The organism is Hoeflea marina, assembly GCF_003182275.1.
Classification (GTDB): Bacteria; Pseudomonadota; Alphaproteobacteria; order Rhizobiales; family Rhizobiaceae; genus Hoeflea; species Hoeflea marina.
The window spans coordinates 144,312-168,143 of sequence record NZ_QGTR01000007.1; the positions used below are offsets into that span (position 1 = coordinate 144,312).

General features: G+C 65.3%; 20 protein-coding genes. 4 read left to right on the forward strand and 16 right to left on the reverse strand.

The genetic code is table 11. The features are described 5' to 3' along the window. Nucleotides 1-18: 18 nt before the first annotated feature. Nucleotides 19-1,200, reverse strand: a complete 1,182-nt coding sequence (locus tag DFR52_RS22295) for an SGNH/GDSL hydrolase family protein (protein ID WP_110034280.1) — start codon at nucleotides 1,198-1,200, stop codon at nucleotides 19-21. A 134-nt stretch (nucleotides 1,201-1,334) separates the two neighbouring features. Then, a complete protein-coding gene (locus DFR52_RS22300; protein ID WP_425351246.1) occupies nucleotides 1,335-2,492 on the reverse strand; it encodes a lytic murein transglycosylase in 1,158 nt (385 codons plus the stop codon). A gap of 261 nt (nucleotides 2,493-2,753) precedes the next feature. Here DFR52_RS22300 and DFR52_RS22305 point away from each other — a divergent pair, with 261 nt between their 5' ends. After that, nucleotides 2,754-3,632, forward strand: a complete 879-nt coding sequence (locus DFR52_RS22305; RefSeq protein WP_110034339.1) for a UTP--glucose-1-phosphate uridylyltransferase — start codon at nucleotides 2,754-2,756, stop codon at nucleotides 3,630-3,632. A gap of 39 nt (nucleotides 3,633-3,671) precedes the next feature. Here DFR52_RS22305 and DFR52_RS22310 read toward each other — a convergent pair whose 3' ends face one another. Further along, nucleotides 3,672-5,165 carry an outer membrane beta-barrel protein gene (locus DFR52_RS22310; RefSeq protein WP_158285023.1) on the reverse strand — a complete coding sequence of 498 codons (1,494 nt, stop codon included), beginning with the start codon at nucleotides 5,163-5,165 and terminating at the stop codon, nucleotides 3,672-3,674. 215 nt (nucleotides 5,166-5,380) lie between these two features. Here DFR52_RS22310 and DFR52_RS22315 point away from each other — a divergent pair, with 215 nt between their 5' ends. Continuing rightward, nucleotides 5,381-6,376 (forward strand): KpsF/GutQ family sugar-phosphate isomerase, encoded by a 996-nt coding sequence (locus tag DFR52_RS22315; protein ID WP_110034340.1) that lies wholly within the window; start codon nucleotides 5,381-5,383, stop codon nucleotides 6,374-6,376. Between the two features lie 24 nt (nucleotides 6,377-6,400). On the opposite strand, the gene DFR52_RS22320 is transcribed toward DFR52_RS22315, so the two are convergent. The 12 genes from DFR52_RS22320 to DFR52_RS22375 form a co-directional block, all read right to left on the reverse strand. Continuing rightward, a complete protein-coding gene (locus tag DFR52_RS22320) occupies nucleotides 6,401-6,859 on the reverse strand; it encodes an NfeD family protein (protein WP_110034283.1) in 459 nt (152 codons plus the stop codon). Beyond that, nucleotides 6,856-7,863 carry an SPFH domain-containing protein gene (locus tag DFR52_RS22325; protein ID WP_110034284.1) on the reverse strand — a complete coding sequence of 336 codons (1,008 nt, stop codon included), beginning with the start codon at nucleotides 7,861-7,863 and terminating at the stop codon, nucleotides 6,856-6,858. The genes DFR52_RS22320 and DFR52_RS22325 overlap by 4 nt, the downstream gene beginning before the upstream one ends. A gap of 108 nt (nucleotides 7,864-7,971) precedes the next feature. Beyond that, nucleotides 7,972-8,985 carry a ferrochelatase gene (gene hemH, locus DFR52_RS22330; protein ID WP_110034341.1) on the reverse strand — a complete coding sequence of 338 codons (1,014 nt, stop codon included), beginning with the start codon at nucleotides 8,983-8,985 and terminating at the stop codon, nucleotides 7,972-7,974. Nucleotides 8,986-9,202: 217 nt separating this feature from the next. Continuing rightward, entirely contained in the window at nucleotides 9,203-11,344 is a 2,142-nt protein-coding gene (locus tag DFR52_RS22335) for a bifunctional metallophosphatase/5'-nucleotidase (protein ID WP_110034285.1), read from the reverse strand. 152 nt (nucleotides 11,345-11,496) lie between these two features. Next, nucleotides 11,497-12,750: a phenylacetate--CoA ligase family protein gene (locus tag DFR52_RS22340; RefSeq protein WP_110034286.1), complete on the reverse strand. Its 1,254-nt coding sequence runs from the start codon at nucleotides 12,748-12,750 to the stop codon at nucleotides 11,497-11,499. Nucleotides 12,751-12,783: 33 nt separating this feature from the next. Continuing rightward, a complete protein-coding gene (omp10, locus tag DFR52_RS22345) occupies nucleotides 12,784-13,146 on the reverse strand; it encodes an outer membrane lipoprotein Omp10 (protein ID WP_110034287.1) in 363 nt (120 codons plus the stop codon). A gap of 121 nt (nucleotides 13,147-13,267) precedes the next feature. Next, complete coding sequence (locus DFR52_RS22350; protein ID WP_110034288.1) at nucleotides 13,268-14,719, reverse strand: homospermidine synthase; 1,452 nt, start codon at nucleotides 14,717-14,719, stop codon at nucleotides 13,268-13,270. A 182-nt stretch (nucleotides 14,720-14,901) separates the two neighbouring features. After that, nucleotides 14,902-15,312, reverse strand: coding sequence for a toll/interleukin-1 receptor domain-containing protein (locus tag DFR52_RS22355; RefSeq protein ID WP_110034289.1), 411 nt, complete (start codon nucleotides 15,310-15,312; stop codon nucleotides 14,902-14,904). Further along, the gene (locus DFR52_RS22360; RefSeq protein WP_110034290.1) at nucleotides 15,309-15,716 is read right to left on the reverse strand and encodes a toll/interleukin-1 receptor domain-containing protein; all 408 of its coding nucleotides are present in this window, start codon (nucleotides 15,714-15,716) and stop codon (nucleotides 15,309-15,311) included. The genes DFR52_RS22355 and DFR52_RS22360 overlap by 4 nt, the downstream gene beginning before the upstream one ends. Nucleotides 15,717-15,784: 68 nt before the next feature. Beyond that, entirely contained in the window at nucleotides 15,785-16,453 is a 669-nt protein-coding gene (locus DFR52_RS22365) for an aminotransferase class IV family protein (RefSeq protein ID WP_110034291.1), read from the reverse strand. Further along, nucleotides 16,434-17,597 (reverse strand): aminodeoxychorismate synthase component I, encoded by a 1,164-nt coding sequence (locus tag DFR52_RS22370; protein WP_110034292.1) that lies wholly within the window; start codon nucleotides 17,595-17,597, stop codon nucleotides 16,434-16,436. The genes DFR52_RS22365 and DFR52_RS22370 overlap by 20 nt, the downstream gene beginning before the upstream one ends. A 16-nt stretch (nucleotides 17,598-17,613) precedes the next feature. After that, nucleotides 17,614-19,464 carry a M3 family oligoendopeptidase gene (locus DFR52_RS22375; protein WP_110034342.1) on the reverse strand — a complete coding sequence of 617 codons (1,851 nt, stop codon included), beginning with the start codon at nucleotides 19,462-19,464 and terminating at the stop codon, nucleotides 17,614-17,616. 176 nt (nucleotides 19,465-19,640) lie between these two features. Between DFR52_RS22375 and DFR52_RS22380 the strand changes: the two genes are divergently transcribed. Both DFR52_RS22380 and DFR52_RS22385 read left to right on the forward strand, forming a co-directional pair. Beyond that, entirely contained in the window at nucleotides 19,641-21,206 is a 1,566-nt protein-coding gene (locus DFR52_RS22380) for a sigma-54-dependent transcriptional regulator (protein ID WP_110034293.1), read from the forward strand. 289 nt (nucleotides 21,207-21,495) lie between these two features. Beyond that, nucleotides 21,496-23,208, forward strand: a complete 1,713-nt coding sequence (locus tag DFR52_RS22385; protein WP_170132331.1) for a peptidoglycan L,D-endopeptidase MepK — start codon at nucleotides 21,496-21,498, stop codon at nucleotides 23,206-23,208. A gap of 254 nt (nucleotides 23,209-23,462) precedes the next feature. On the opposite strand, the gene DFR52_RS22390 is transcribed toward DFR52_RS22385, so the two are convergent. After that, nucleotides 23,463-23,729: a DUF2312 domain-containing protein gene (locus DFR52_RS22390; RefSeq protein ID WP_110034294.1), complete on the reverse strand. Its 267-nt coding sequence runs from the start codon at nucleotides 23,727-23,729 to the stop codon at nucleotides 23,463-23,465. Nucleotides 23,730-23,832: the final 103 nt, after the last annotated feature.

The following is a 23,832-nucleotide window of genomic DNA, read 5'->3' on the forward strand; positions in this document are numbered from 1 at the left end:
ACCAGCGCTGCCGGCGGGCTATTTCACCGCGGTGGCCGGCTTGCGCGGCCAGCTGAAATCATCGGCGCGGCCCTCCGGGGCCGGCGCGATCTCGCCCTTTTCCACCAACAGGTCGCGCGGCGACGGGATGAAGGCCGCCTGCGTCGTCGATCCGCCAAGCAGTTCGCCGCCGCCATCGAGGTCCGGGTCGGTCATGCTGACGGGAACGGTGCGCAGGATGTTGACCGACTCGGCGGGCGCAGAGGGAAAATTGAGTTCGGGCAGGTTGTCCTCGCCCAGCGTGGCGATGTCGGCGTCGGCGGCATCGCCGAGCAGTCGCCGGACGGATTTCTCCACGTAGAAGGCGACCTTGCGCCTTCCGGCCTTGGTCAGGTTGATGCCATCCGAGCCGCGCAGCCGCACCTGCTGGCCGTTGATGTCGGAGCCGGTGAAGACGAACTTGCCATCCTCGTCGACGAATCCGTCCCATATGTCGATGAACTCGCCGCCCACGCGTTCGACGCGGCTGCGATAGATCGCATTCAGGGCCACCATGTCGGCGGTCATGGACGAAGACTTGAAGGCCGGCAGCCCGACCCAGAGCACCGGGATCTTCGGTGCGGCGAGCGTCGCGAGCAGTCCGTCAAGACGCCGCTGGTACTCAGCCAGCCAGTTGGCGGACCGGACCGCTTCCCGCGTTCCATTGACGAGCATCTGCTGCCTGTCGTTGGACCCGAGCTGCATGACAATGACCGCAGGCGCGACGTCGCTGATGATGCCTGCCGCCTCGGCCGGCCAGTCGTAGTAGTCGTCCCGGACCAGGCCGGACGATCCGTTGCTGCGATCGATCACCACCACGCCTGGCGACTCGGCGAAGCCGGTCGTCAGTCCCTCGGCGACGCCGTTGGCCAGGAAATCCCCCATGACCAGGATCTTACGGGCGTTCTCCAGCTTGGTGACTTCCGGCGCCGGCGCGGCCGCCTGCACGGCGCTGCGCGTCACGGTCTTCGGACGGCTGGTGCGCGCCGGCCTGGTCGGCTCGGGCTCCGGCGTGCTGGCATTGCCGCCGCCGCCGCCGAACAGCAGCTGCAGGATCGACTTGCGCTCCGTGCGCTGCTGGGCGGAGGCGGTGCCGGCCATGGTGGCCACGAGCGCCAATGCCAGAACCATCGCAAGCGCGGCGAAGAATGCCGGACGTCTTGGCTGATGGGGCAATGGCATCGCTTGGCTCCTGCCGTGACGCGGCGCCGGACGGCCGCCGCCGATGGACGCTGCAGATTGCGGACCCGAAGGACAGGCCTTCCAGTGCGCTGGACCAAGCCTGCCTGCGGCAAGGCCGAGCCGCGTCGCGATGCTCAGCGGTCCCGGATCTTCTCGAGCACCTTTTGCGACGGATTGCCGTCCTGGGTCAAGCCGGCGCGCGACTGGAATGCGGCAATGGCGGCCTTGGATCCCGAGCCGAAGTTGCCGTCGATCTCGCCGTCATAATATCCCAACTGCTTGAGCCGGGTCTGCAACTCGAACTTCTCGGTGATGTCGAGCGTGCCGGCCGGGCGCGGCCAGCGCTGGTCGATACCGCCATAGCCGGCGATCTGGTCGGCAAGCACGCCGACCGACAGGGCATAGAGGTCGGAATTGTTGTAGCGCTTGATCATGAAGAAGTTGCGCGTCATCAGGAATGCCGGTCCATTTCCGCCCGCCGGCATCTTCAGTTCCGCCCGCTCGGAGCCGCGTGGAAAGCTCTTGCCGCCCGGGCGGGTGAAGCCGAGCGAAGCCCACTGGTTGAGCGTCTTCGTGGCGCCGGCATATTTGCTGCCTCCGGACGGGGCCACAGCCTCATATCCCCAGGTCTTGCCGGTCTGCCAGCCGTTCTTGTGCAGGAGATTGGCAGCGGTCGCCAGGGCGTCCGGAATCGAGTTCCAGATATCGCGATGTCCGTTGCCGTCGGCATCGACCGCGAAGGCCAGGTAACTGGTGGGGATGAACTGGGTGTGGCCCATGGCGCCGGCCCAGGAGCCGGTCATGCTGCTTGGCTCGATGTCGCCGGCCTGCAGGATCTTGAGTGCCGCAACCAGCTGCGTTCGTGCGAATTTCGCACGGCGCTTGTCGCCATAGGCAAGGGTTGCGAGCGCCTGCGGCACGTAGTGCAGACGATCAGTCTTCTCGAGAATGTCGCCGTAGTTGGATTCCATCGACCAGATGGCAAGCAGCACCGACCTGTCGACGCCGAAATGACGCTCGATGGCCGACAGGGTCGAGGCATGGCGCTTGGCCAGCTCGCGGCCCTTGGCCACGGTGTAGGGGTTGACCCGCGAATCGAGATAGTCCCAGACCTCGGTGGTGAATTCCGGCTGATAGCGAGCCTTCTCCAGGACCGATGCGTCTGGCGTGCGGACGCCGGAAAAAGCCCGCTGATAGGTGCTCTTGCTGATGCCGCTCTTGGCGGCGGTGGCATAGAAGCTGGCGATCCATCCCTGGAAGCCGGCATCGGCATACGCCGCGGTCGAAAACATGCTGAGGGCTACGGCAAGGCCAATGGTCGAGGCGCCGAGAATTTTCCGGGGTGCGCGGAACATAATACAGCCATCCTTTGTTTGCGTAGGTGATCAATGGGCGAGAAGCGGTGATCATGGCACACAGGAGTCAACAAATCGTTTACCATATTGGACGTCAGTTTGCAGCCTTTGCCGAGTGTTAAGACACAGTCGGCAGGAAATTGCCGCCGAAGCTGATATGTTGCCCGTTGCATGTTTCATGAGGAATTGGACCCAAAGATGACCACCCGCCGCAAGATCAGAAAAGCCATCCTTCCCGTTGCCGGTCTCGGCACGCGCTTCCTTCCCGCCACCAAGGCAGTGCCCAAGGAAATGCTGACCATCGTCGACAAGCCGGTGGTGCAATATGTGGTCGAGGAAGCCATGGCCGCGGGAATCGAGCATTTCGTCTTCGTCACCGGCCGCAACAAGGGCGTCATCGAGGACCATTTCGACATTCAGGTGGAACTTGACGCGACGCTGCGCGAACGCGGCAAGACGGCGGAGCTCAAGGCGCTCGACGACATGCTGCCCAAGGCCGGACAGACCAGCTTCACCCGCCAGCAGGCTCCGCTGGGCCTCGGCCACGCCGTCTGGTGCGCGCGCGACATCATCGGCGACGAACCGTTCGCGCTGCTGCTGCCGGACATGATCATGCGTGACACGATCGGCTGCATGTCGGGCATGGTCGAGCTCTACAACCGGGTCGGCGGCAACATCGTCGCCGTCGGGGAATGCGATCCGGACATGGCGCACAAATACGGCATCGTCGGGCGCGGCGAGGACCTGTCGGGCGGCTTCCGGATCACCGAGATGGTGGAAAAGCCGGCCAGGGGCACGGCGCCGTCGAACTATTTCATCAATGGCCGCTACATCCTGCAGCCGGAGATCTTCGACATCCTGGCGCATCAGGAGCGGGGCGCCGGCAACGAGATCCAGGTGACCGACGCCATGCTCACGCTGGCCAGGTCGCAGGAGTTCTCCGCCTATGTCTTCGGTGGCGAGACCTTCGACTGCGGTTCCAAGGATGGCTTCATTCTCGCCAACATGGCTTTTGCGCTGGAGCGTGACGACATCAGGCCGCTGGTGGCCGACCGCATCCGTGCGATGCTGGGCTGAGGCGGGAGCCGCCACCTGCCACCTGCCGCCCTGTGTGTCTCAGCGTTTGAGCTTCAGCCCGAGTCCCACGCGCGCGGTGTCCGAATCGGGACTGCCCGGCTGGGTGGTGCGCTCGAAGCCGACATCGGCATCCAGGCTGAGATATCTGTTGAGCGACCAGCTCAATCCCATCGTGGCGCCGAACAGCACCTGGTCGGGGCTCAGGCTGTCTGAGGCGTAGTCGCGGTAGGTGATGCTCGAGCCCAACCGGGCGACCACGGACCGCCGCAGTTCGCGGGTGAGGCCTGTGGTCAGCGCGTAGACCACCGATCCGCTCTCGCCTGCGGCGGTCGCGGCCTCCACGCTGGTGGCAAGCCCTGCCGTGAGCATGGTGCCGCGCATCGGCGACCAGTTGAGCGTGCCGTCGACGGTGACGGCGCCGATGTCGGTGAGGGTGGCGTCGTCGATGTCGCGCAGCACATAGCCCGCGGCCAGTTCGCCGTTGAGCTTTTCGCCCAGATCGATTTCCGCGCCGATCTTCGCCGCATAGGCCGTCGAGGAACGGGCAAAGCCGTTGTCATCCAGCGTCTGGTCGTAGCGGGTGCGCTGCACCGAGGCCTGCAGGAAGGGGATCAGCGCCGGCGACAGCACGTAGCCGATGCGGCCGCTCACCGTGCCGGCGAGCGTGTCGCGGTCGGCGCCGGAAAGGACCGAGGAATCGGCCAGCACCACGTCGCCATAGACCGAGCGGGTGACTTCCGTGGCTACCGTGCCGCGCAGGTTGCCGATGCTTTTTTCCACCGCCGCCCCGGCGCTGAACACCTCCACCGTCGCCTGGGTCACGGCACCGCTGACCGCGTTGGGATCGGTGCGGTCTTCCCGGCTGAAGTCATACCCCGCCTTCAGCGTCGCCTGGAGGTCGCGGGAGAGATCGAGCAGGAGAACGGCGTCGAGAGTCGCCCTTGGCTGCTCCGACCCGGTCCCCGACAGGTTCTTCTGCAGGGTCGCGACGCCGTCCACCGTCAGTCTGTGGCGTGACCAGTCGGATTCGAGAGTGCCGGTCAGGGTGGTCTCGCTGAAGGTCCGGCCGGTCGTGCCCGACCCGTCGCGCCTGGTCTCGTGGACGATCTTCTCCGAAACCGTGGGCCTTAGCACCAATGTCCCGATCGCAAATCCGGGAACCGCGTCCGGATCGGCGGCAGGACCGGGCTTGAGATCGTCGACGGGCGCGGCGCGGTCGTTCTGGCGGCCGAAACCGGCCTCGGTGTCGGCTGCCTTGTCCTCGGTCGCATCGAGCGTGTCCACCGATGCGGCGCGGGCATTCAACGGCTCGATCCGCGTCGCGGGAACAGTGCCTGTGGCAGGTTCGTCGGGATCGGCGGTGTCCGCAGCTTCATCATTGCCGGTCGGGTCGCGGCGCTGCGCCGGGCTGCCTGCGGCCGCCCCGATTGGGGTGCCGTTCGCCGGCTCCACCAGGGTGCTGCGCAGGGGGGTGTCGGAATCAAGAGCCCCAGAAGCGGACTGGGCCGAAGCCTGCCCTGTCTGGACCGTCAAGGCGGCCATCGCGACGCCAAGCATCAGCAGGCGGCCTCGGCCGCTGCGGAGTCGTGAACTGTGTCGGCGGTCCGGAAACAACATGCCTGGCTCGGAATCCCTGAATTCTTTGCAAACCGTAAACACTTGTGGTTAACGCTTGGTTTCCATTCCGGCGATGGCTGCGGGAACGGCAAATGATGGACAGCGTCCGGCGAAGGCGATATGCGGACAGCATGAAAACCATACGCCCCGGACTTGTTGCCGCCGACATCATGCAGTCGGCCGCCCGCACCCTCACCATCGAGCGCAACGGCCTGGATGCGCTGGCAAATGCCGTCGCAAACGGTCTCTCCGACGCGTTCGTGCGCGCGGTCGAGGCGATGAGCGGGATCACCGGCCGGGTGATCATCACCGGCGTGGGCAAGAGCGGCCATATCGGGGCGAAGATCGCGGCCACTCTCGCCTCGACGGGCACGCCCGCCTATTTCGTCCATCCCGCCGAGGCAAATCACGGCGATCTGGGCATGATCGCCCGCGATGATGCCATCCTGGTGCTGTCCTGGTCGGGCGAGACCGCCGAACTCAAGGGCATCGTCGCCTATTCCAGGCGCTTCCAGATCCCGCTGCTGGCCTTCACCTCAGGCGCTGACTCCACCCTGGCGCGGGAGGCCGACATCGTGCTGCTGCTGCCGCGCGAGCAGGAGGCCTGTCCGCACGGACTGGCGCCGACCACCTCGACGCTGATGCAGCTGGCGCTAGGCGATGCGCTGGCCGTGGCGCTGCTGGAGGCAAAGGGGTTCACGGCGGGCGACTTCCACACTTTCCATCCCGGCGGCCAGCTGGGCGCCAATCTCGCCCATGTCAGCGAGATCATGCATGTCGGCGAGGCCATGCCGCTGGTGCCGAGCGGAACCAGCGCGCAGCGGGCGATCATGACGCTGTCGGAGAAGAAGTTCGGCTGTGTCGGCGTGCTCGATCATGCGGGCGTTCTGATCGGCATCGTCACCGATGGCGACGTGGCGCGCAATCTCGGCCGCAATCTGGTCGAGCTGCCGATCGATGCCATCATGACCGCCAATCCCAAGACGATCGCGCCGACAGCGCTCGCCAGCACGGCGATGGGCATTCTCAACAAGCACAATATCGGCGCGCTGGTGGTCACCAATGCCGAGCGGGTGCCGGTGGGAATCGTGCACTTCCACGATCTGCTTCGCATCGGCGTGGCCTGACGGCGCAGGCCCGCCCGGACCCGTTCAGGCCTGCGTGACCGTCAGGTTGCGGGCGTCGTGCGCCACGACGCGCACCCTGGCCCCGGACGGCAGGTCCGGTCCCTGGACCACCCAGAACGTGTCGTCGAGACGGATGCGGCCGCGGCCTTCGAGGATCGGCTCCTCCAGCGTGGCGGTGCGGCCGACGAGGCCTTCCATCCGCCGGTTGAGCATCGGCTGGTCGGACTGGCTGCCGCGACCGGCCATCACCCTGCGGCCGACAAGGGCAGATGCGACCGACAGCACTGCAAACAGCACGAACTGCAGCTGCCAGCTCCAGACCGCCGTGTCCCAGAGGGGAAACGAGAGCGCGCCGATGGCGATGGCCGCCAGGCCGATCCAGAGCAGGAAGATGCCCGGGACAACGATTTCGGCCGCCAGCAGCACCAGGCCGCCGATCCACCAGCTCCAGGGACCGAGTTCGATGACGAGCGCGCGGATCACTGGCCCTGGCCTTCAGGCGTGTCGGCGGGGCGGTTGCGCCGGCCCGGCTGCGAAGGCACGGAGCTCGGTCGCGTGGGCAACGGGGTGTCGGGGCCGCCGAAGACTTCACGGGCGATGGCGCCGATTCCACCCAGCGACCCGATCAGCGCCGAGGATTCGAGCGGCATCAGGATGACCTTCTGGTTGTTGGCCGAGGCGATGGATCCGAGAGCCTCGGTGTATTTCTGGGCGATGAAGTAGTTGAGCGCGTGCACGTCGCCCTCGGCGATGGCGATCGACACCAGCTGTGTCGCCTTGGCCTCGGCCTCAGCAAGCCGCTCGCGCGCCTCGGCGTCCCGGAAGGCGGCCTCGCGGCGCCCTTCGGCCTGCAGGATGGCGGACTGCTTGGCGCCTTCGGCGCGCAGGATCTGCGCATTGCGGGACCCCTCCGCCTCCAGCACCTCGGCCCGCTTCTCGCGTTCGGCCTTCATCTGCCGGCCCATCGATTCGACGAGGTCGCGGGGAGGGGCAATGTCCTTGATCTCGATGCGGGTGATCTTGATCCCCCAGGGGGTGACCGCCTGGTCGACGACGCGCAGCAGCCGGTCGTTGATCGAATCGCGGTTCGAGAGCAGTTCGTCGAGATCCATCGAGCCCATCACCGAGCGGATGTTGGTCATGGTCAGATTGAGCAGCGCCTGCTGAAGGTTGGACACCTGGTACGCGGCCTCGGCCGCGTTGAGCACCTGGTAGAAGGCCACGGCGTCGGCCGACACGCTGGCATTGTCACGGGTGATGACTTCCTGGGTGGGGACGTCGAGCACCTGTTCCATGATGTTCATCCGGGCGCCGATGCGGTCGATGAAGGGAACAATGATGTTGAGGCCGGGCGTCAGCGTCCGGGTGTAGCGGCCGAAGCGTTCCACCGTGTAGGCATAGCCCTGCGGAATGGTCTTGATGCCCGCGAACAGGATCAGGATGACGATGACTACGAATGCAATGACTGTGATGTCGAGACCGGTCATGGCGGGCACTCCCCTGGCGCGTGGCCGGCAATTCGCGCCACGAATGTGAGTTAGATCTTTCGGACCGGACTTGCAATGCCGGGGCGCCTCCGGACGCCCCCCGGCATGTCAGACCCAGCCCTGCAGCTCGCGCCGGACGACCGCCTCGATGACGTCCATGCCGCCCGTGGAATCGTTCAGGCACGGTATGTGGGTGAAGTGCTCGCCCCCATTGTGGTGAAAGATCTCCGCGGCTTCGCCGGCGATTTCCTCAAGCGTTTCCAGGCAGTCGGAGACGAATCCCGGATTGATCACGGCGATGCGCTTCACCCCCTCTTTGGCAAGCTTCTCCACCGTCTTGTCGGTGTAGGGCTGCAGCCATTCCTCGGGACCGAAGCGGGACTGGAAGGTGGGCATGAAGCGCTCCTTCGACCAGCCCAGCCGCTCGCGCACCAGGCGCGCCGTCTTCATGCAATGGCAATGATAGGGGTCGCCCTTGTCGAAGTAGGATTGCGGGATGCCGTGGAAGGAGGACAGCACGATCTCGGGCTCCCAGTCGAGGGTCGCCAGATGGGCTTCGATCGAGGCAGCGATGGCCTCGATATAGGCGGGATCGTCATGATAGGGCGGAACCGTGCGCAGCGCCGGCTGCCAGCGCATCTTCATCAGCGCCTGGAACGCCTTGTCGTTGACCGTGGCCGTGGTGGCGGCGGCGTATTGGGGGTAGAGCGGAAACAGCACGATGCGGTCGCAGCCGGCGGCCTTGAGCGCCTCGAGCTTGTCGGCGATCGAGGGTTGGCCGTAGCGCATGGCCCAGTCGACCTTGACGGTCGGGTGGTCGCCGAGCGCTTCGGCCAGCCGGTCCGACTGGTTGCGGGTGTAGGTGCGCAGGTAGCTCTCGTCGAGATCCTTGTTCCAGATCGTCTGATAGGCCTTGCCGACACGGCCCGGGCGGGTGTTGAGAACGATGCCGTAGAGGATCGGCAGCCAGATCGCCCTGGGTGTCTCGATGACACGCCGGTCGGAGAGGAATTCGCGCAGATAGCGGCGCATGGATCTGAAATCGGTGGCGTCGGGCGTGCCGAGATTGACAAGCAGCACGCCGACCTTGCGCGCCTCGACCCTCGGATGCCCGACGGGCAGCGGCCCGAGCGGGCGGGCGGTTTCTTCCGAGAGGGGCGCAGGTGTGTTCAAGGGGAGTTCCACTTCGTTTGCTGCTTGGCCGGGCGGTCCGGAGCCGTGACAGGCGGTGGCGCGAAAGTAAGCGCTCTGGCGTGCAAATCAACCGCCATGGGGTCGCAGGGCAGCACAAAGGGCCCGGTTTGACCCGGGCCCTTCGACAACTGGTGGCTGTGGGTGCCTATTTGGCCGGAATGGCCAGCGTTTCGCCGATCGTCAGGCCGCGGATTTCCGCATCCGGATTGGCCTCGGCAATCTTCCTCCACATCGTCGGGTCGCCGTAGACAGCCCCGGCAATGTCCCACAGCGTGTCGCCGGAGGCGATCACATGGGAGGACTTGTCCATGGCCATGTCGGTCTTGGGCGCTTCGGTCGCGGGCGCAGCCATGTCGGTCTTGGGCGCTTCGGCAGCCGGCGCGGGGGCTTCCGCGGCCGGAGCCGGTTGCGCGGAGGGTTCTGCGGCAATCGTCGGCGCCGTGTTCATGATGTCGGTGGATCCCGCCATGGGCTCCGGCACCTTGACGGGCTCGCTTGCAGCGGGAGCCGCGGCAGTTGCGGGCACTTCGGCCGCCGGCGCTGCTGCAGGTGCCTCGGCTGCCGGAGCTGCCGCTGGAGCTGCTGCAGGTGCTTCGGCTGCAGGAGCGGCCGGAGTTGCTGCCGGTGCCTCGGCAGCCGGAGCTGTCGCTGGCACCTCTGCGGCCGGAGCCGCGGCGGCCGTCTCGGCGGCCTTGATGCGGCCGTCGGTGTAGGGCGTGTAGGGCGTGTTGGCGGCCACGTAATCGGCCACCACCTGATCCAGCCCCGGGCCGTAGTCATAGGCGTTCACGCCGGCTGTCTCGAAGATCGAATACCCGTCGCCGCCGCCGCGCATGAAGTTGTTGGTGGCCACGCCGTACATCTTGTCGGGGTCGATCGGCTGATAGGCGTCCCCTTCCTTGACCATGACATCGGAGACCCGCTCGCCCGCGGGCTTGGAGGCGTCGAAGCTGTAGGAGAGGCCGGAGACCTGCGGGAAGCGGCCCGCGCCCTCCTCGATCTTGCTGAGCCCGCTTTCCAGAGCAGCCACCACGTCGGAGCCCTTGAGCTCAAAGGTGGCGAGCGTGTTCTGGAACGGCAGCACGGTGAGAACTTCGCCCATGGTCACCGGACCCGCGTCGATGGAGGCACGCAATCCGCCGCCATTGGTGATTGCCATGGTCACGCCCTGGTCCTTGACGCGATCGACCATGGCGTCGGCCACCAGGTTGCCCATCGAGCATTCCATGGCGCGACAGACATCGCGCGAGCCCTCGATGGCCGCGGTGGATTCGCCGATGGTCTTGCTGCGCAGTTCCTCGATCGGACCGGCAAGCTCCGTGATCCGGGCAACCGCGGCCTCGTCCGGCTTGAACTTGGCGTCGACCAGGATCGGATCGCCGGAGGCTTCCTTGACCACGCCGCTGTCATCGAAGACGACCTTCAGGTCGCCGAGATACTTGCTGTAGGAGCCGGCCTGGACCACCGGGACCTTGTAGCCGCCGGGATTGTCGACCATCGTCGGATAGGGGCCTTCGGCCTTCTCGTCGGTGTTGGACAGAAGACTGTGGGAATGGCCGCCGACCACCACGTCGACATCGGCGATCTTGGCAATGGCCTCGAGGTCGCGCGGATAGCCGACATGGGTGAGCGCGATGATCTTGTCGATCCCGTCCGCCTTCAGCTTGGCGACCTCGGCCGTGATGGCCTCGACATCCTCGGCGATCATCACGTTTGGTCCGGGCGACGACAGCTCTTCGGTGTCGTTGGCCACCGCGCCGACAATTCCGATCTTCTGGCCGCCGACTTCCAGCACGATCGACGGCTTGACGCGGTCGCCGAGCTTGGAGGAGTGGCTGGCCAGCACATTCGCCGTGACGACGGGGAACTCGACCTTGTCGAGGAAGCCCGCCAGGCCGTCCTCGCTGTCGTCGAACTCGTGATTGCCGACGGTCATGGCGTCGAACTTCATCAGGTTGAGGAATTCCGCTTCCGCCAGCCCCTTGTAGGTGGTGTAGAACAGCGATCCCTGGAAATTGTCGCCGGCGTTGAGCAGCAGCACATTCTGGCCGTCGAGCGCCTTGCGCGTCTCGCCGATTGCGGTGATCAGCCGCGCCACGCCGCCGAAGCACTCGCCCTTGCCCTCCTCTTCGGCCGAACAGGTGGAGTCATACTTGTTGATGGCCTCGATGCGGCTGTGCAGATCGTTGATGTGGAGAATGTTGAGGCTGTAGTCGGCGAGTGCGGTGACGGTGGAAATGCCGAATACCACGGTACTCAACAGCACGGCCCTGATGGCAGCGTTCATGTGATGACTCCCTCTCTCTGTTCCATCCATGCAATGCCATCCAACCACGTCAGGTTGATGACCCCATGACTGAAAGAATGGTTTCATCAACGATGCGAAAGTTCAAGCACTTCGTCAGGAGCGGTCGGAGATTAGGGAAATCTCAGGCGCGGTCAGGCCGTATAGTCACGCTCATCCGAGATCACCTTGCCATCGTTGGGGAGGCTGCCTGGGGCTGCAAGGCTGACCGTGCCGCGCAGTTTTGTCAGCGCCGTCAGAGTCGCCGCCACCGCCTCGGTGTCCGGGCTGGCGCCGTCGCGCGGCTCGATCAGGAGCGCCATGGCGTCGCCGTCATTGACGCGGGTGACGCTCAGCCGGGCGCGGAAAATGTCCGGATGGGCCGCCACCAGTTCGGCCACCTGCTTCGGATCGACGAACATGCCCTTGATCTTGGTGCGCTGGTCGGCGCGGCCCATCCAACCCCTGATCCGCGGCGCGGTGCGGCCGCAGGGCGACTGACCGGGCAGGATGGCCGAAAGGTCGCCGGTGCCGAAGCGAACCAGCGGATAGGCGGGATTGAGCGTGGTGACCACCAGTTCGCCGACTTCGCCATCGGGCACCGGGTCGGACGTTCCGGGGCGCACGATCTCGACGATCCGATCCTCGTTGACGATCATGCCGGGATGCGGTCGGCCGTCGCTGTCGGCACTCTCGTAGGCGATGATTCCCAGATCGGCGGTGGCATAGGCCTGCAGCACCGAGATTCCCCTGCTAGCGTAATATTGCCTCAGCGCCGGAAACAGCGCGCCGCCCGATACCAGCGCTCGCCGGATCGAGCCAAGGTCGTGACCCATCTCGTCCGCCTTCTCTAGGATGATCTTGAGATAGTCCGGGGTTCCGGTGTAGCCGCCGGGCCTGAGCTGCCGGATGGCGTCGACCTGCTGATCGGTGTTGCCGGTGCCCGCGGGAAAGACAAGGCAGCCGAGCGCGCGACCGCCCTCATCCAGGATGAAACCGCCCGGGGTCATGTGATAGCTGAAGGCATTGTGGATGATGTCGCCCTTGCGGAAACCCGCGGCGAACAGCGCGCGGGCGGCCGACCAGGGATCGATGCCGATCCCCTGCGGCTCCCAGACCGGCCCGGGCGACAGGAAGACCCGGTTGCCGGCGAGGGCATCCGGATCGGCCAGGCCGCCGAAGGGCGGATTCTCGGCCTGCATCGCCATCAGGTCGGGTTTTCGCAGCACCGGCAACCGCGCCAGCGCGGCGCGATCGGAAAGAGCGTCGGGATCAGGATGGCCCAGCCAGGCGGCAAGCGCAGGCAGGCGCGGCAGGGCCGTGCGCAACAGGCTCGAGAGCGCCGTGAAGGCATCCGTCTCGCGCGCTGCGGTGTCGCGGGTTTCAAGCGCGTCGAAATGTCCTGTCATCCCTGCCCCTCCCAAGGCGCGGCAGAGGTGAGGTCAGGCGCGGCGCGCCAGCGAGAACTGGGCACCCGTCGAAGACGTGCAATTGAGCTGTGACGGGGTGACCATGGCGCAGTTGACCCGCGAGGTGGTGTTGCGCAACAGCGATGTCAGCTCGATCTCGACCGTCCGCGGCGAGATCTGACGGTAGTTGCCCTCGGCCAGCAGCGAGTTCGAATCCGTGGTGCGCGTCTCGAACCGACCGTTGTAGAAGCTTGAAATGATGCCGTTCGGGTCCACCCACTGGCCTTCGATGGTGTCCTGGCGGGGCGCCGGCTCACGATAGCTGTAGGTTTCGGTCTGGCAGGCGGCCAGCGTCAGGGCGAGGGTCGCGATGGCGACAATGCGGGTGGTGTTCATGGTTCGGTTCTATCCCTTTATGTCGTCTTGCTGGCGATTCTGGATAAAACCATGCCGTGCGGACGCGGCGAAAGCAAGGCGCAAGGGGGACCGGACGGAAATCCGGCCCCGTTTGCTTCGTTCAGTGGACGAGGACGTTGCGGAACTGCCAGGGATCGGACTCGTCGATGTCTTCCGGAAACAGGCCCGGCCGGCCGGTGAGCGGCGTCCAGTCGGTGTAGTGACCCTCGACGGGGCCGAGATAGGGCATCTGCACTTCCAGGCAGCGCTTGTAGTCGACCTCGTCGGCCTCGACTATGCCGGCCTTGGGGTTTTCCAGGGCCCAGACCATTCCGGCGAGCACGGCCGAGGTCACCTGCATGCCGGTGGCGTTCTGATAGGGAGCGATCTTGCGGGTTTCCTCGAGCGACAGGCGCGAGCCGTACCAGTAGGCGTTCTTGTCGTGGCCGTAGAGCAGCACGCCGAGTTCGTCGAGACCCTCGACCAGTTCGTTCTCGTCGAGCACGTGCAGCACCGGCTGGGCCGTGCCGCCATTGCCGAACATTTCGTGCAGCGACAGCACCGCGTCATTGGCCGGATGATAGGCGTAATGACAGGTGGGACGGAAGGTGACGTCGCCGTCCTTGTCCTTGACGGTGAAGTAATCCGCGATCGAGATCGATTCGTTGTGGGTGACGAGGAAGCCATACTGCGCCCCCGGCGTCGGGCACCAGGTGCGCACGCGGGTGTTGGCGCCGGGCTGCTCGAGATAGATCGCTGCCTTGCAGCCCTTCTTGTGCTTCTTGGCGTTCTTCGGCATCCATTTCTCATGCGTGCCCCAGCCGAGTTCGGCGGGCTGCAGTCCTTCGGAAATGAAGCCCTCGACCGACCAGGTGTTCCAGAACACGTTGAGCGGCTTGGGCTTCTTGGTCAGCTGCGTGTCGCGCTCGGCAATGTGCACGCCCTTGACTCCGACCTTCTTCATCAGCTTGGCCCAGCCTTCGCGGTCATGCTGATCGGGCTCGTCGAACTTGACGTCCAGGTCTTTGGCAAGGTTGACCAGCGCCTGCTTGACGAACCACGACACCATGCCGGGATTGGCGCCGCAGGTGGAGACCGCCGTGGTGCCGCCGGGGTTCTTCTTCTTCTCGTGGCGAAGCGTCTCGCGCAGCGCGTAGTTGGTGCGCTCGGAGTTCTTCATGTTCTTGTCGAAGTAGAAGCCCAGCCACGGCTCGACCACGGTGTCGATGTAGAGCACATCGAGCTTGCGGCAGAGCCTGATCAGGTCGACCGAGCCGGTGTCGACCGACAGATTGACGCAGAAGCCCTGGCCTCCGCCTTCGCTCAGCAGGGGCTTGAGCAGGTCCTTGTAGTTTTCCTTGGTGACATGAGCCTTAATGTGGCGGATGCCTGCGTCGGCAAGGATCTTCATGTCGGCGGCGTCGTCGCGCGGATCGATGACGACCATCCGGCTCTTGTCGAAGCGGAAATGGCGCTCGATCAGCGGCAAGGTGCCGCGGCCGATCGATCCGAAGCCGATCATCACGATCGGTCCGGTGATGTCGCCGTAGACTGGGAAATCCTGTTTGGCCATCTCATGCTCCATGAATTCGGGCGCCGGGAAAACCGCAGCGCAACAGCGGCGGCGTAAACCACATTTCGGCGTCACAATAAAGCGGATTCGGGATTTGCCCTCCCTGGCGCGTCGGCGGTTATGGGGGTGACCCCGACCTCAATCGCGCCTGCCGTCACGGCGGCCGCATAAGATTTTCCACATCAGCTCGCCAAGGCCAAGGCGTCGATCAGGGCGTCTTCCCGCATGGTGCTGGCATCAATCACCGCAGAATCGGTCAGACGGCGGGCGAAACCGGCATTCGAAGCGCGAGAGGAATCCGGCATGACCGCCACAATGTGTTTTCCCAGTGCCCGTGCCGCGCCCAACTCGGCAAGCGCATTTTTTCCGTCGCCCTCGCGGGCGGGGACGATGAAGATCATGCTACGGGCGTTCTCAAGGTCGCGGAAAATGGTGTCCTGACTATCCGCGCCGTGCTCGATGGCCGATTCCCAGTCAATCACCGCAAGTCCGCGCTGCCGGAGGAGCTTGGAAATATGATGAGCGAATGCCCTGTCGGCGTGGCTGTAGGAAAGGAAGTAGCCCTTGTCCGGAAACCTGCTCTGGTCCTTCATGGCCGAACCTTTTCAAGTCGATCCTTAAGCTCGTCAAAATAAGATTCGAGATCGTTGATGTCCACTGCATTCTTGGCTTTGAGAAAGGCCAAGCCTCCGCGCTCCGCATCGATCGTGGACAACGCCACCGAATAGAGTGCGGTCACGATACGCAGCCCAAGCCCTCGCGCCGCGCCGATTTCGACCCATAGCCAGTTTCGGTCGATGGCCCATGGCGTGAAGAGGGCAAACAATTCGTCGCATTTCGGCAGTTCGGTGAAGATACGATCCTCAATATCGTCGCCCTTCTCGATATCATTTGTGTCCATGAAGGTCTCCGCGCCAAGAGCGCGGACGCGACGTTCGATCTGAGACGCCAGCCATCGGTCTGCCCAAGCGTGCGAAATGAAGATCTTGTAGCCCATGCTGCCCCCTTGAGGACAGGATTCCATGACCGGAGGTGACAGTCCAGCTCTTCGGGGCACGCCTGTGACTATCGCTGCTTCTCATGGGCCACAGCGATCGCTTCGGCCCTCGTCTGCTCCTCGATGAACTCGGCGCGGATCAATCCGCGCAGGGAGTTGCCGACATAGAGCGGTCGGCCGACGAGATCGGCGGGCAGCAGCACCCGGCTCATGGCCTTGCGCTCGCGGATCATCTCGGCCCGCAGCACGCCGGGCAGCAGACCGCTGGACAGAGCCGGCGTCAGAAAAGTGCCGTCGCCGCATCCGACGAAGAGGTTGGTGATGGTGCCCTCGCAGAGTTCGCCGCGCTCGTTGAGCATGAGCACCTCGTCGGCCTCCTCCGGCTTGAACTCGGCGCGTGCCGCTTCGTAGGGTTCCCGGCGCGAGGTCTTGTGGCGGTAGAGCGAATCCTCGGAGTTGAGGCGAGCGGAAGCGAGGCGGAGCTTCCAGACGGTTCCCTCCGGCAGCGGCGCGAAAGGGCTGGTGGTGATCTCGATCCTGCCGCGGAAGTTCATCGACATCCGCACGCGCAGGGGCGTGTCGCCGGTCTCCAGCGCGTCGAGCAGGGCAGGGGCGTCGGTCGGCTGGCGAAAGCCCAGCGCATCGGCTGACCGGGACAGGCGCCGCAGATGCTGGTCGAGGCGGACAAAGCCGGTCTGCGGCTCCCAGCGAAACGTTTCAATCAAGGTGAATTGCATCGCGTTCCACCGCAAAACGGGCCTTCAGAAGGCATTCCTCGTATTCGGCCTCGGCACTTGAATCGAAGACGATGCCGCCGCCGACATTGAATACGGCCCGGGCGTCGTTGAAAAGGGTCAGCGTGCGGATCGCCACAGAGAAGGCCATCGGACCGGCGGGGTCGATCCAGCCGATGGCGCCGCAATAGGCGTCGCGCGGCCCGGTCTCGAGGTCATGGAGGATCTGCATGGCGCGCAGCTTCGGCGCTCCGGTGATCGAGCCGCAGGGAAAGAGGGCGGCGAGGATATTCGGAACGGAGACGCCGGGTGACAGCCTGGCGCGGACGTGGCTCACCATCTGGTGCACCGTCGGATAGGTCTCGATGTCGAACAGGCGGGGCACGGACACGCTGCCGACCTCGGCGATGCGCGAGATATCGTTGCGCAGCAGATCCACGATCATGCGGTTTTCGACCTGGGTCTTCTCGTCACCGCGCATGGCCGCGATGATGGCGATGTCTTCTTCGACCGTGGCGCCGCGGGCGGCCGTGCCCTTCATCGGGTGGGTTTCGATGACACCATGGTCATCGACGGAGAAGAACAGTTCCGGCGACCGCGACAGGACAACCGGGCCGCCGAGTTCGATCAGGGCGCCGTGGCGAACGGGCTGGCGCTCGATGAGCGACCAGAAGGCGGAGCGGGCGTCGCCGTGCCAGGTTGCGGTGATCGGCATCGTCAGATTGGCCTGATAGCAGTCGCCGCGGCGCAGATGCCCGTGCAGGCGGTCAAAGCGGATCCGGTAGGCTTCGAGATCCCAGGCGGCCCGGACATCGGTCAGGAAAGGGCGGGCGGCAGGCTCCGCCGGCGGCTGGGCCAGCGGATGTTCGTTTCCGGCCGGAGCGTCGAAGACCCCGAAGCAGGCCAGCGGCGTTTCGCGATGATCCCGGATCAGCGGCCTGAGCTTGTCCTCGAAGTCGAAGCCCGCCTCGTAGGACAGGTAGCCCGCCAGCCATCGCCCGTCCGCCCGGGCATTCTCCAGGCGCGCCAGAGCAACCGGAAGCTCGTCCGCGGTGCGTGCCATGATCAGATCCCGCGGCCTGGTGAAAACCATGCAGTGGCCGGAGATGTCGTTGCGAAAGAGGGCTCGGGAACGGTCCATTGCCATGGCCGGGATGCCGCGGTCAGCCGGCCTCCATCGCCTCGAGCTCGTCGATCAGGCCTTCCAGCATCGACAGGCCGCGGGCCCAGAATCCGGGATCGGAGGCATCCAGACCGAAGGGCGCCAGCAGCTCGGAATGATGCTTGCTGCCGCCGGCCCTGAGCATGTCGAAATAGCGCTGATGAAAGCCCTCTGGTGCGTTCTGGTAGACGGCGTAGAGCGAATTGACCAGGCAATCGCCGAAGGCATAGGCGTAGACATAGAAGGGCGAATGGATGAAATGCGGGATATAGGCCCAGAAGGTCTCGTAGCCCTCCGAAAGATTGACGGATGGGCCGATGCTCTCGGCCTGCACGTCGAGCCAGAGCTGGCCCAGCTGCTCAGAGGTCAGTTCCCCTTCGCGGCGGGCGGTGTGGACCCGGCGCTCGAACTCGTAGAAGGCGATCTGGCGCACGACCGTGTTGATCATGTCCTCGACCTTCTGCGCCAGCATGGCCTTGCGCTCGCGCTTGTCGCGGGTGGCGGCAAGCAGCGCCCGGAAGGTGAGCATCTCACCGAACACCGAGGCGGTTTCGGCCAGCGTCAGGGGAGTGGAGGCCATCAGCGCGCCCTGCGAGCCTGCCAGCACCTGATGGACGCCGTGGCCGAGCTCATGGGCGAGCGTCATGACGTCGCGCGGCTTGCCCATGTAGTTGACGAGCACATAGGGATGGGCCGAGGGGACTGTGGGGTGGGCAAAGGCACCGGGTGCCTTGCCCGGCCGGACGGGCGCATCGATCCAGTTCCGGTCGAAGAACTGGCGCGCAATGTCGGCCATTTCCGGCGCGAATCCGTGATAGGCCGACAGCACCGTGTCGCGGGCCTGGTCCCAGGGAATGATCCGGTCGGAGGTCTCGGGCAGGGGCGCATTGCGATCCCAGAACTCGAGCTTTTCGAGGCCGAGCCACCGGGCCTTCATGGCGTAGTAGCGGTGCGCCAGCCGGGGGCTGGCCTCACGCACGGCCTGGGCCAGGGCATCGACCACGGACCGCTCGACCCGGTTGGCCAGATGGCGGCTGTCGGCGATGTCCTCGAAGCCGCGCCAGCGATCGGAAATCTCCTTGTCCTTGGCCAGCGTGTTGGTGATCAGCGTGAAGGTCCGGATATTGGTCCTGAAGGTCGCGGCCAGAGCCATGGCGGCGCTTTTCCGCTTGTTCCGGTCGGCGTCCTGAAGCATCGACAGAGCCGGCTCCAGCGACAGCTTCTCGCCGTCGATCTCGAACTGCAGCGCGCTCATGGTCTCGTCGAACAGCCGGTTCCAGGCGCCGTGACCGGTCATGGACTTTTCGTGAAACAGCTGCTCGATGCGGTCTTCCAGCTGGTAGGGCTTGTCGAGACGGAGGTCGATCACCCAGGGCTTGTAGTGGGCCGCAAGCGCGTCATGGGAAAAGCTCGTTTCCACCAGTGCGTCGTCGAGCCGGTTGAGTTCCAGCGAGAAGAACAGCAGATGGGCGGTCGCGTCGGTGATGGCTCCCTGCACGTCGCCGTAAACCTTGGCGGCCGCGGTGTCCGAGGTGTCGGCGAAATAGTTCAGCCCGGCATAGGAGATGATGCGGCCCATCAGTTCTTCCAGGGCTTCGTAGTCGGCGATCGCGGCGCCCAACCCGTCGGCGCCGGAGGTTGCGGCGGCGTCGGCGAGCTTGCCCTTCCAACGGCTCTCGAAGGCCTTGGACCGGGACAGGGAAGCCGCAAGATCGCGCTTGAATTCCGGCGTGGCCGCGCCGGGATAGAGATCGGCCAGGTTCCAGGACGGCAGGGCGCCAAGGGTGGGGCGGGTGCCGGCTTCCGCTGCGGCAGCCCGGGACATGGTCGTGGCAGGGCGATGTCTCAACATGATCCAATTCCTCGTTGGGAACGCGGTCGAAACCGCGGATTCGGCGTCCATGGGGTTTTGCGGCAAGGGTCCCTAAAATGCAATCTTTTCCCGAAATGCGATTTTCAGCCTTTGCTGGCATCGTGCAACGCGGTGGCCGAGCCTGCTGCCATGCCGATTCACGCTACGGGGTGCCCATGTCTGTTACCAGTCGAATTCTCATCGTCGATGACGACCCGGTCCAACGCCGCCTGCTCAAGGCGGCCGTGGAGCGCGCCGGATATGTGGCGGTTCTGGCATTCGACGGAGCGGCGGCGCTGGAGCTGCTCTCCGACACCGCGCAGCCGGTCGAGGCGGTGGTGCTCGACCTGATGATGCCGGGAATGGACGGCATCGAGGTGATGGCCGCCATGACCGCCGCCGGGCTGAGGCAGCCGGTCGTCGTCCAGACCGGGCAGGGCGGCATCGACACGGTCGTCCGGGCCATGCGCGCCGGCGCCTTCGATTTCGTCGTCAAGCCGGTCTCGCCGGAGCGGCTGGCCCATGCGCTGGCGATCGCGCTGCGATCGACCCAGGCCGAGCCGGTGCGGCCCGGTGTCGCCAAGGAAGGCTTCGGCACCATCATCGCCGCCAGCCCGGCGATGGAGCGCGTGCTGCAGCTGGCGCGGCGGGCGGCGAACTCCGATATTCCCGTGGTGCTGGAAGGCGAGTCCGGCGTCGGCAAGGAAATGATCGCCCGCGCCATTCAGTCCGAAAGCAACCGGCGGTCCAAGGCCTTCGTCACGGTCAATTGCGGGGCCATCCCGGCCAATCTGGTGGAAAGCATCCTGTTCGGCCATGAGAAGGGCGCGTTCACGGGTGCGGCGGAGAAGCACCAGGGCAAATTCGTGGAGGCGGACCGCGGGACACTGTTCCTTGATGAAATCGGCGATCTTCCCGCCGACATCCAGGTCAAGCTGCTGCGCGCGGTGCAACTTGGGGAGATCGAGACCGTCGGCGCACGGCTGCCGAGGAAGGTCGACATCCGGCTGATCTCGGCGACCAACAAGGACCTGATCGAAGAGGTGAAGGCGGAGCGCTTCCGGGAGGATCTCTATTACCGCCTCAATGTGTTCCCGATCCACGTGCCGGCCCTGCGTCGCCGCAAGGAAGACATACCGCAACTGGTTCGGCATTTTGCGATGCGTTTCTCCGAGATGACCGGCCGGACCGGATCCGTCGGCGTCAGCGCCGAAACCCTGGCGATGCTCACAGGCTACGACTGGCCCGGCAACATCCGGGAGCTCGAGAACGCCATCCACCGGGCGGTGGTGCTGTGCGATACCGGCATGCTGACGCCCGACCTGTTTCCGCAGATTGCCGCGCAGAGGCCGGGCTACGACCTGAGACTTGATCCGGCCGTGGCGGAGAGCTTTGCCAAGCTTGCGTCCTTCGCCCAGGCCGAGGATGTCCCGGGAGGCAGCCCGGCCGATATCTCCTCGCCCGTCGGAGGCGCCCGCGATGTCGTTTCCATCGAGCCCGAGAGGCCGGGATCCGGCCATGACGGGCCGGATCTGGGTCAGGCCGTGCTGGCCACCAGTCCGGACGGCGAAGTGAGAGCGCTGGCAGAGGTGGAGGAGGAACTGATCCGCTTCGCACTGGCCTTCTACAACGGGCAGATGAGCGAGGTCGCCCGCCGCCTCGGAATCGGCCGCTCGACCCTCTACCGCAAGCTGAAGGACTATTCGATCGATCCGGAGAATCCGGTGCGAACCGCAGCCTGACCAAAAGACGCCGCTGACGAGATTCCTGTGGCCGGATTGATCTGGTTCATTCCTTGTTAGTGTTTGATTCACTATAAATGGTTCTGTTCGATGCCATGGCGGCGTAATGCGGGTTCGTGTGACCTTTTTGCCATGGTGTCACCGCATTTGTCTCTCATCTGGAGACAAAGGCGGATCATTCCGATACTCGGGGACAGAATTGGCAATAGCAGCGACAATCCAGCGATCCATCGCCGTGGCCCAAGCGGCCCCGATCTCTCGCGCGTTTCGGGTAGCCGGGGCGCGTGTGATGCGTGCGGGCCTGCTTGTGATGCTGCTCTTGGCCGGCCTGACCACAATTGGCACAGTCACCGTCGGCTCGGCGATGGCCGAAACGCGGTCTCTCAAGCTCTACTACCTGCACACGAAAGAGAAGGCAGAGATCGTCTACAAGCGCAACGGCAGATACGATCAGGCCGGGCTGCAGAAGCTGAACCGTTTCCTGCGCGACTGGCGTCGCAACGAACCGACCAAGATGGATCCCCGGCTGTTTGACCTGCTCTGGGAAACCTACCGCCAGAGCGGCGCGCGTGGATATATCAATGTCGTCTCCGCTTATCGCTCGCCGGCCACCAATGACATGCTGCGCCGCACCCGCGGCGGCCAGGCCAAGAAGAGCCAGCACATGCTCGGCAAGGCGATGGACTTCTACATTCCCGGCGTCAAGCTGTCGCGGATTCGCGAAATCGGCATGAAGCTCCAGGGCGGCGGCGTTGGCTACTATCCCAAGTCCGGTTCGCCTTTCGTGCACCTCGATGTCGGCGGCGTGCGCGCATGGCCGCGCATGAGCCGCGACGAACTGGTGCGGCTGTTTCCCAACGGCAAGACCATGCATCTTCCTCCGGACGGCAAGCCGCTGCCGGGCTATCAGGTCGCCGTCGCCGACTACAAGCGCCGCAATGGCGCCGTGGCCTCCGTCGCTTCGAGCGCCGACAGCGGGTCGGACAAGAAGTCCGGCGGACTGCTGGCGGCGCTGTTCGGCGGTGGCGATGAGGATGAAGTCGCCGATACGGGCGAATCCGCGCCCACACCCACACGGGCGCCGGTCCCCCCCGCCGAGGTGGAAGTGGCCGCCCTGCCGGGTGTGCCGGCAGGCGACGGCGTGACCGAGGCGCAGTCCGTGGGCGGCGTTGTGGTGCTGCCGTCGACGGCACCGATCCCGCTGTCTCGTCCGGCAACTGAGCCGCAGATCCGTGCGGCGGCGCTGGTGGCGCCGATCCCGCAGGTTCCTGCGCAGGCGGAAATCGACGCCTTTGCCAGTGCGGCCGCCGCGGCCGCCACCGTCCCACCCGCGACTGCCACGATACGCGACCTGAGCGAGATCCAGGCGCCGATTCCGCTGTTGCTTGCGGAACGCGCCGCCAAGCCGCAGGTCGAACCGGCCGCGAGCGTTCCGGAAACCGAGATTGCCGCCCTGGCGGCGCCTGCCACCGGGGTGACGGCACTGGCCGCTCTCCCCGTGCCGGCCGAAGCACCCGAACCGGGAAGCGCATCGGCGACGATTGCCGCGCTGGCGTCGATGGAGTCGTTCGTGCCGCTGCCGATCCGACGGCCGGGCGATGCGCAGGTGCCTGCGGCCGAACCCGCCCTCGCGGTCGCCGCGCTTGCGCCTCAGCCGGACAGCCCGGTTGCCTCCGCCTTCGATGCGTCCGTGGCTGTCGCGCACAAGGGTGACCGTCCCAGTGCACGGGATGCCTCGGCGGGACGGCGGGCGTCCGTCCGCATCGCGCCGAAGCTGACCGAGACGATCATCTCGCGCTGGGCGCTGGCTCGCGACACCGCTGCGCCGCTGGCAGCGACCTCCGCGCACGGTCAGCGTTTCGTCGCCTCGCAGCTGCGCGCGGCTCCGGAGGAGGTCTATGCCGCAGGTTTCGCGCCGAATGCCGGCGACCTGCCGCATGCCGCCTTCACCGGCCCGGCCGTCAACTTCGTCACCATGGCAAAGTTCTCAACCGGCGGCTGACAGCGGCGCAGGGTTTGGCATGGGGCGCCTGAACGGGCAAGGCATCACGGCTCCGAAGCGCCGACATTTTGGCATCACCACATCGGTCGAGCGGATGGGCGCGGCATTTCGCGCGGTCCAACGACAGTCATGGCTTGCCAGCACTTCGGGACGATTCGAGCCGGTCCGCTGCCGGGTGCTCCGGCCTCGCGCCCGACAGCAAAACCCCCGCGCAATTGCTTGCGCAGGGGTCGGGTCCAGCAAAGGCCTGCGGATTATTCGACACCTTCCGGCTCGGGCGCCATGCCCAGCGCGTGGAGATAGGTGTCGAGAATGGCTTCCTGCTCGAGACGGTCATTGGCGTCCTGCTTGCGGATGGCGATCACCTTGCGCAGCACCTTGGCGTCGTAGCCGGTCGACTTGGCTTCGCCATAGACATCCTTGATGTCGTCGGAGATGGTTTTCTTCTCCTCTTCGAGGCGCTCGATACGCTCGACAAAGGAACGAAGCTGGTCGCGTGCGACAGCACCTGCATCGGACATGGAGTACTCCTCGTTGGTCGGTTGGAGCCAGTCAACTGCCCAACCCGCGCGCCGCGGTCAAGGGCCGAGTTGGATTTCCCCGACATTTCCATCCGAGTGCGGC

Excerpts from the sequence above, each read along its gene's own strand:
- DFR52_RS22295 (WP_110034280.1), bottom strand. The coding sequence starts at position 1,200 with ATGCCATTGCCCCATCAGCCAAGACGTCCGGCATTCTTCGCCGCGCTT.
- DFR52_RS22300 (WP_425351246.1), bottom strand. The coding sequence starts at position 2,492 with ATGTTTTCGACCGCGGCGTATGCCGATGCCGGCTTCCAGGGATGGATC.
- DFR52_RS22305 (WP_110034339.1), top strand. The coding sequence starts at position 2,754 with ATGACCACCCGCCGCAAGATCAGAAAAGCCATCCTTCCCGTTGCCGGT.
- DFR52_RS22315 (WP_110034340.1), top strand. The coding sequence starts at position 5,381 with ATGAAAACCATACGCCCCGGACTTGTTGCCGCCGACATCATGCAGTCG.
- DFR52_RS22325 (WP_110034284.1), bottom strand. The coding sequence starts at position 7,863 with ATGACCGGTCTCGACATCACAGTCATTGCATTCGTAGTCATCGTCATC.
- DFR52_RS22335 (WP_110034285.1), bottom strand. The coding sequence starts at position 11,344 with ATGAACGCTGCCATCAGGGCCGTGCTGTTGAGTACCGTGGTATTCGGC.
- DFR52_RS22340 (WP_110034286.1), bottom strand. The coding sequence starts at position 12,750 with ATGACAGGACATTTCGACGCGCTTGAAACCCGCGACACCGCAGCGCGC.
- omp10 (WP_110034287.1), bottom strand. The coding sequence starts at position 13,146 with ATGAACACCACCCGCATTGTCGCCATCGCGACCCTCGCCCTGACGCTG.
- DFR52_RS22350 (WP_110034288.1), bottom strand. The coding sequence starts at position 14,719 with ATGGCCAAACAGGATTTCCCAGTCTACGGCGACATCACCGGACCGATC.
- DFR52_RS22355 (WP_110034289.1), bottom strand. The coding sequence starts at position 15,312 with ATGAAGGACCAGAGCAGGTTTCCGGACAAGGGCTACTTCCTTTCCTAC.
- DFR52_RS22360 (WP_110034290.1), bottom strand. The coding sequence starts at position 15,716 with ATGGGCTACAAGATCTTCATTTCGCACGCTTGGGCAGACCGATGGCTG.
- DFR52_RS22365 (WP_110034291.1), bottom strand. The coding sequence starts at position 16,453 with ATGCAATTCACCTTGATTGAAACGTTTCGCTGGGAGCCGCAGACCGGC.
- DFR52_RS22370 (WP_110034292.1), bottom strand. The coding sequence starts at position 17,597 with ATGGCAATGGACCGTTCCCGAGCCCTCTTTCGCAACGACATCTCCGGC.
- DFR52_RS22375 (WP_110034342.1), bottom strand. The coding sequence starts at position 19,464 with ATGTTGAGACATCGCCCTGCCACGACCATGTCCCGGGCTGCCGCAGCG.
- DFR52_RS22380 (WP_110034293.1), top strand. The coding sequence starts at position 19,641 with ATGTCTGTTACCAGTCGAATTCTCATCGTCGATGACGACCCGGTCCAA.
- DFR52_RS22385 (WP_170132331.1), top strand. The coding sequence starts at position 21,496 with ATGCGTGCGGGCCTGCTTGTGATGCTGCTCTTGGCCGGCCTGACCACA.
- DFR52_RS22390 (WP_110034294.1), bottom strand. The coding sequence starts at position 23,729 with ATGTCCGATGCAGGTGCTGTCGCACGCGACCAGCTTCGTTCCTTTGTC.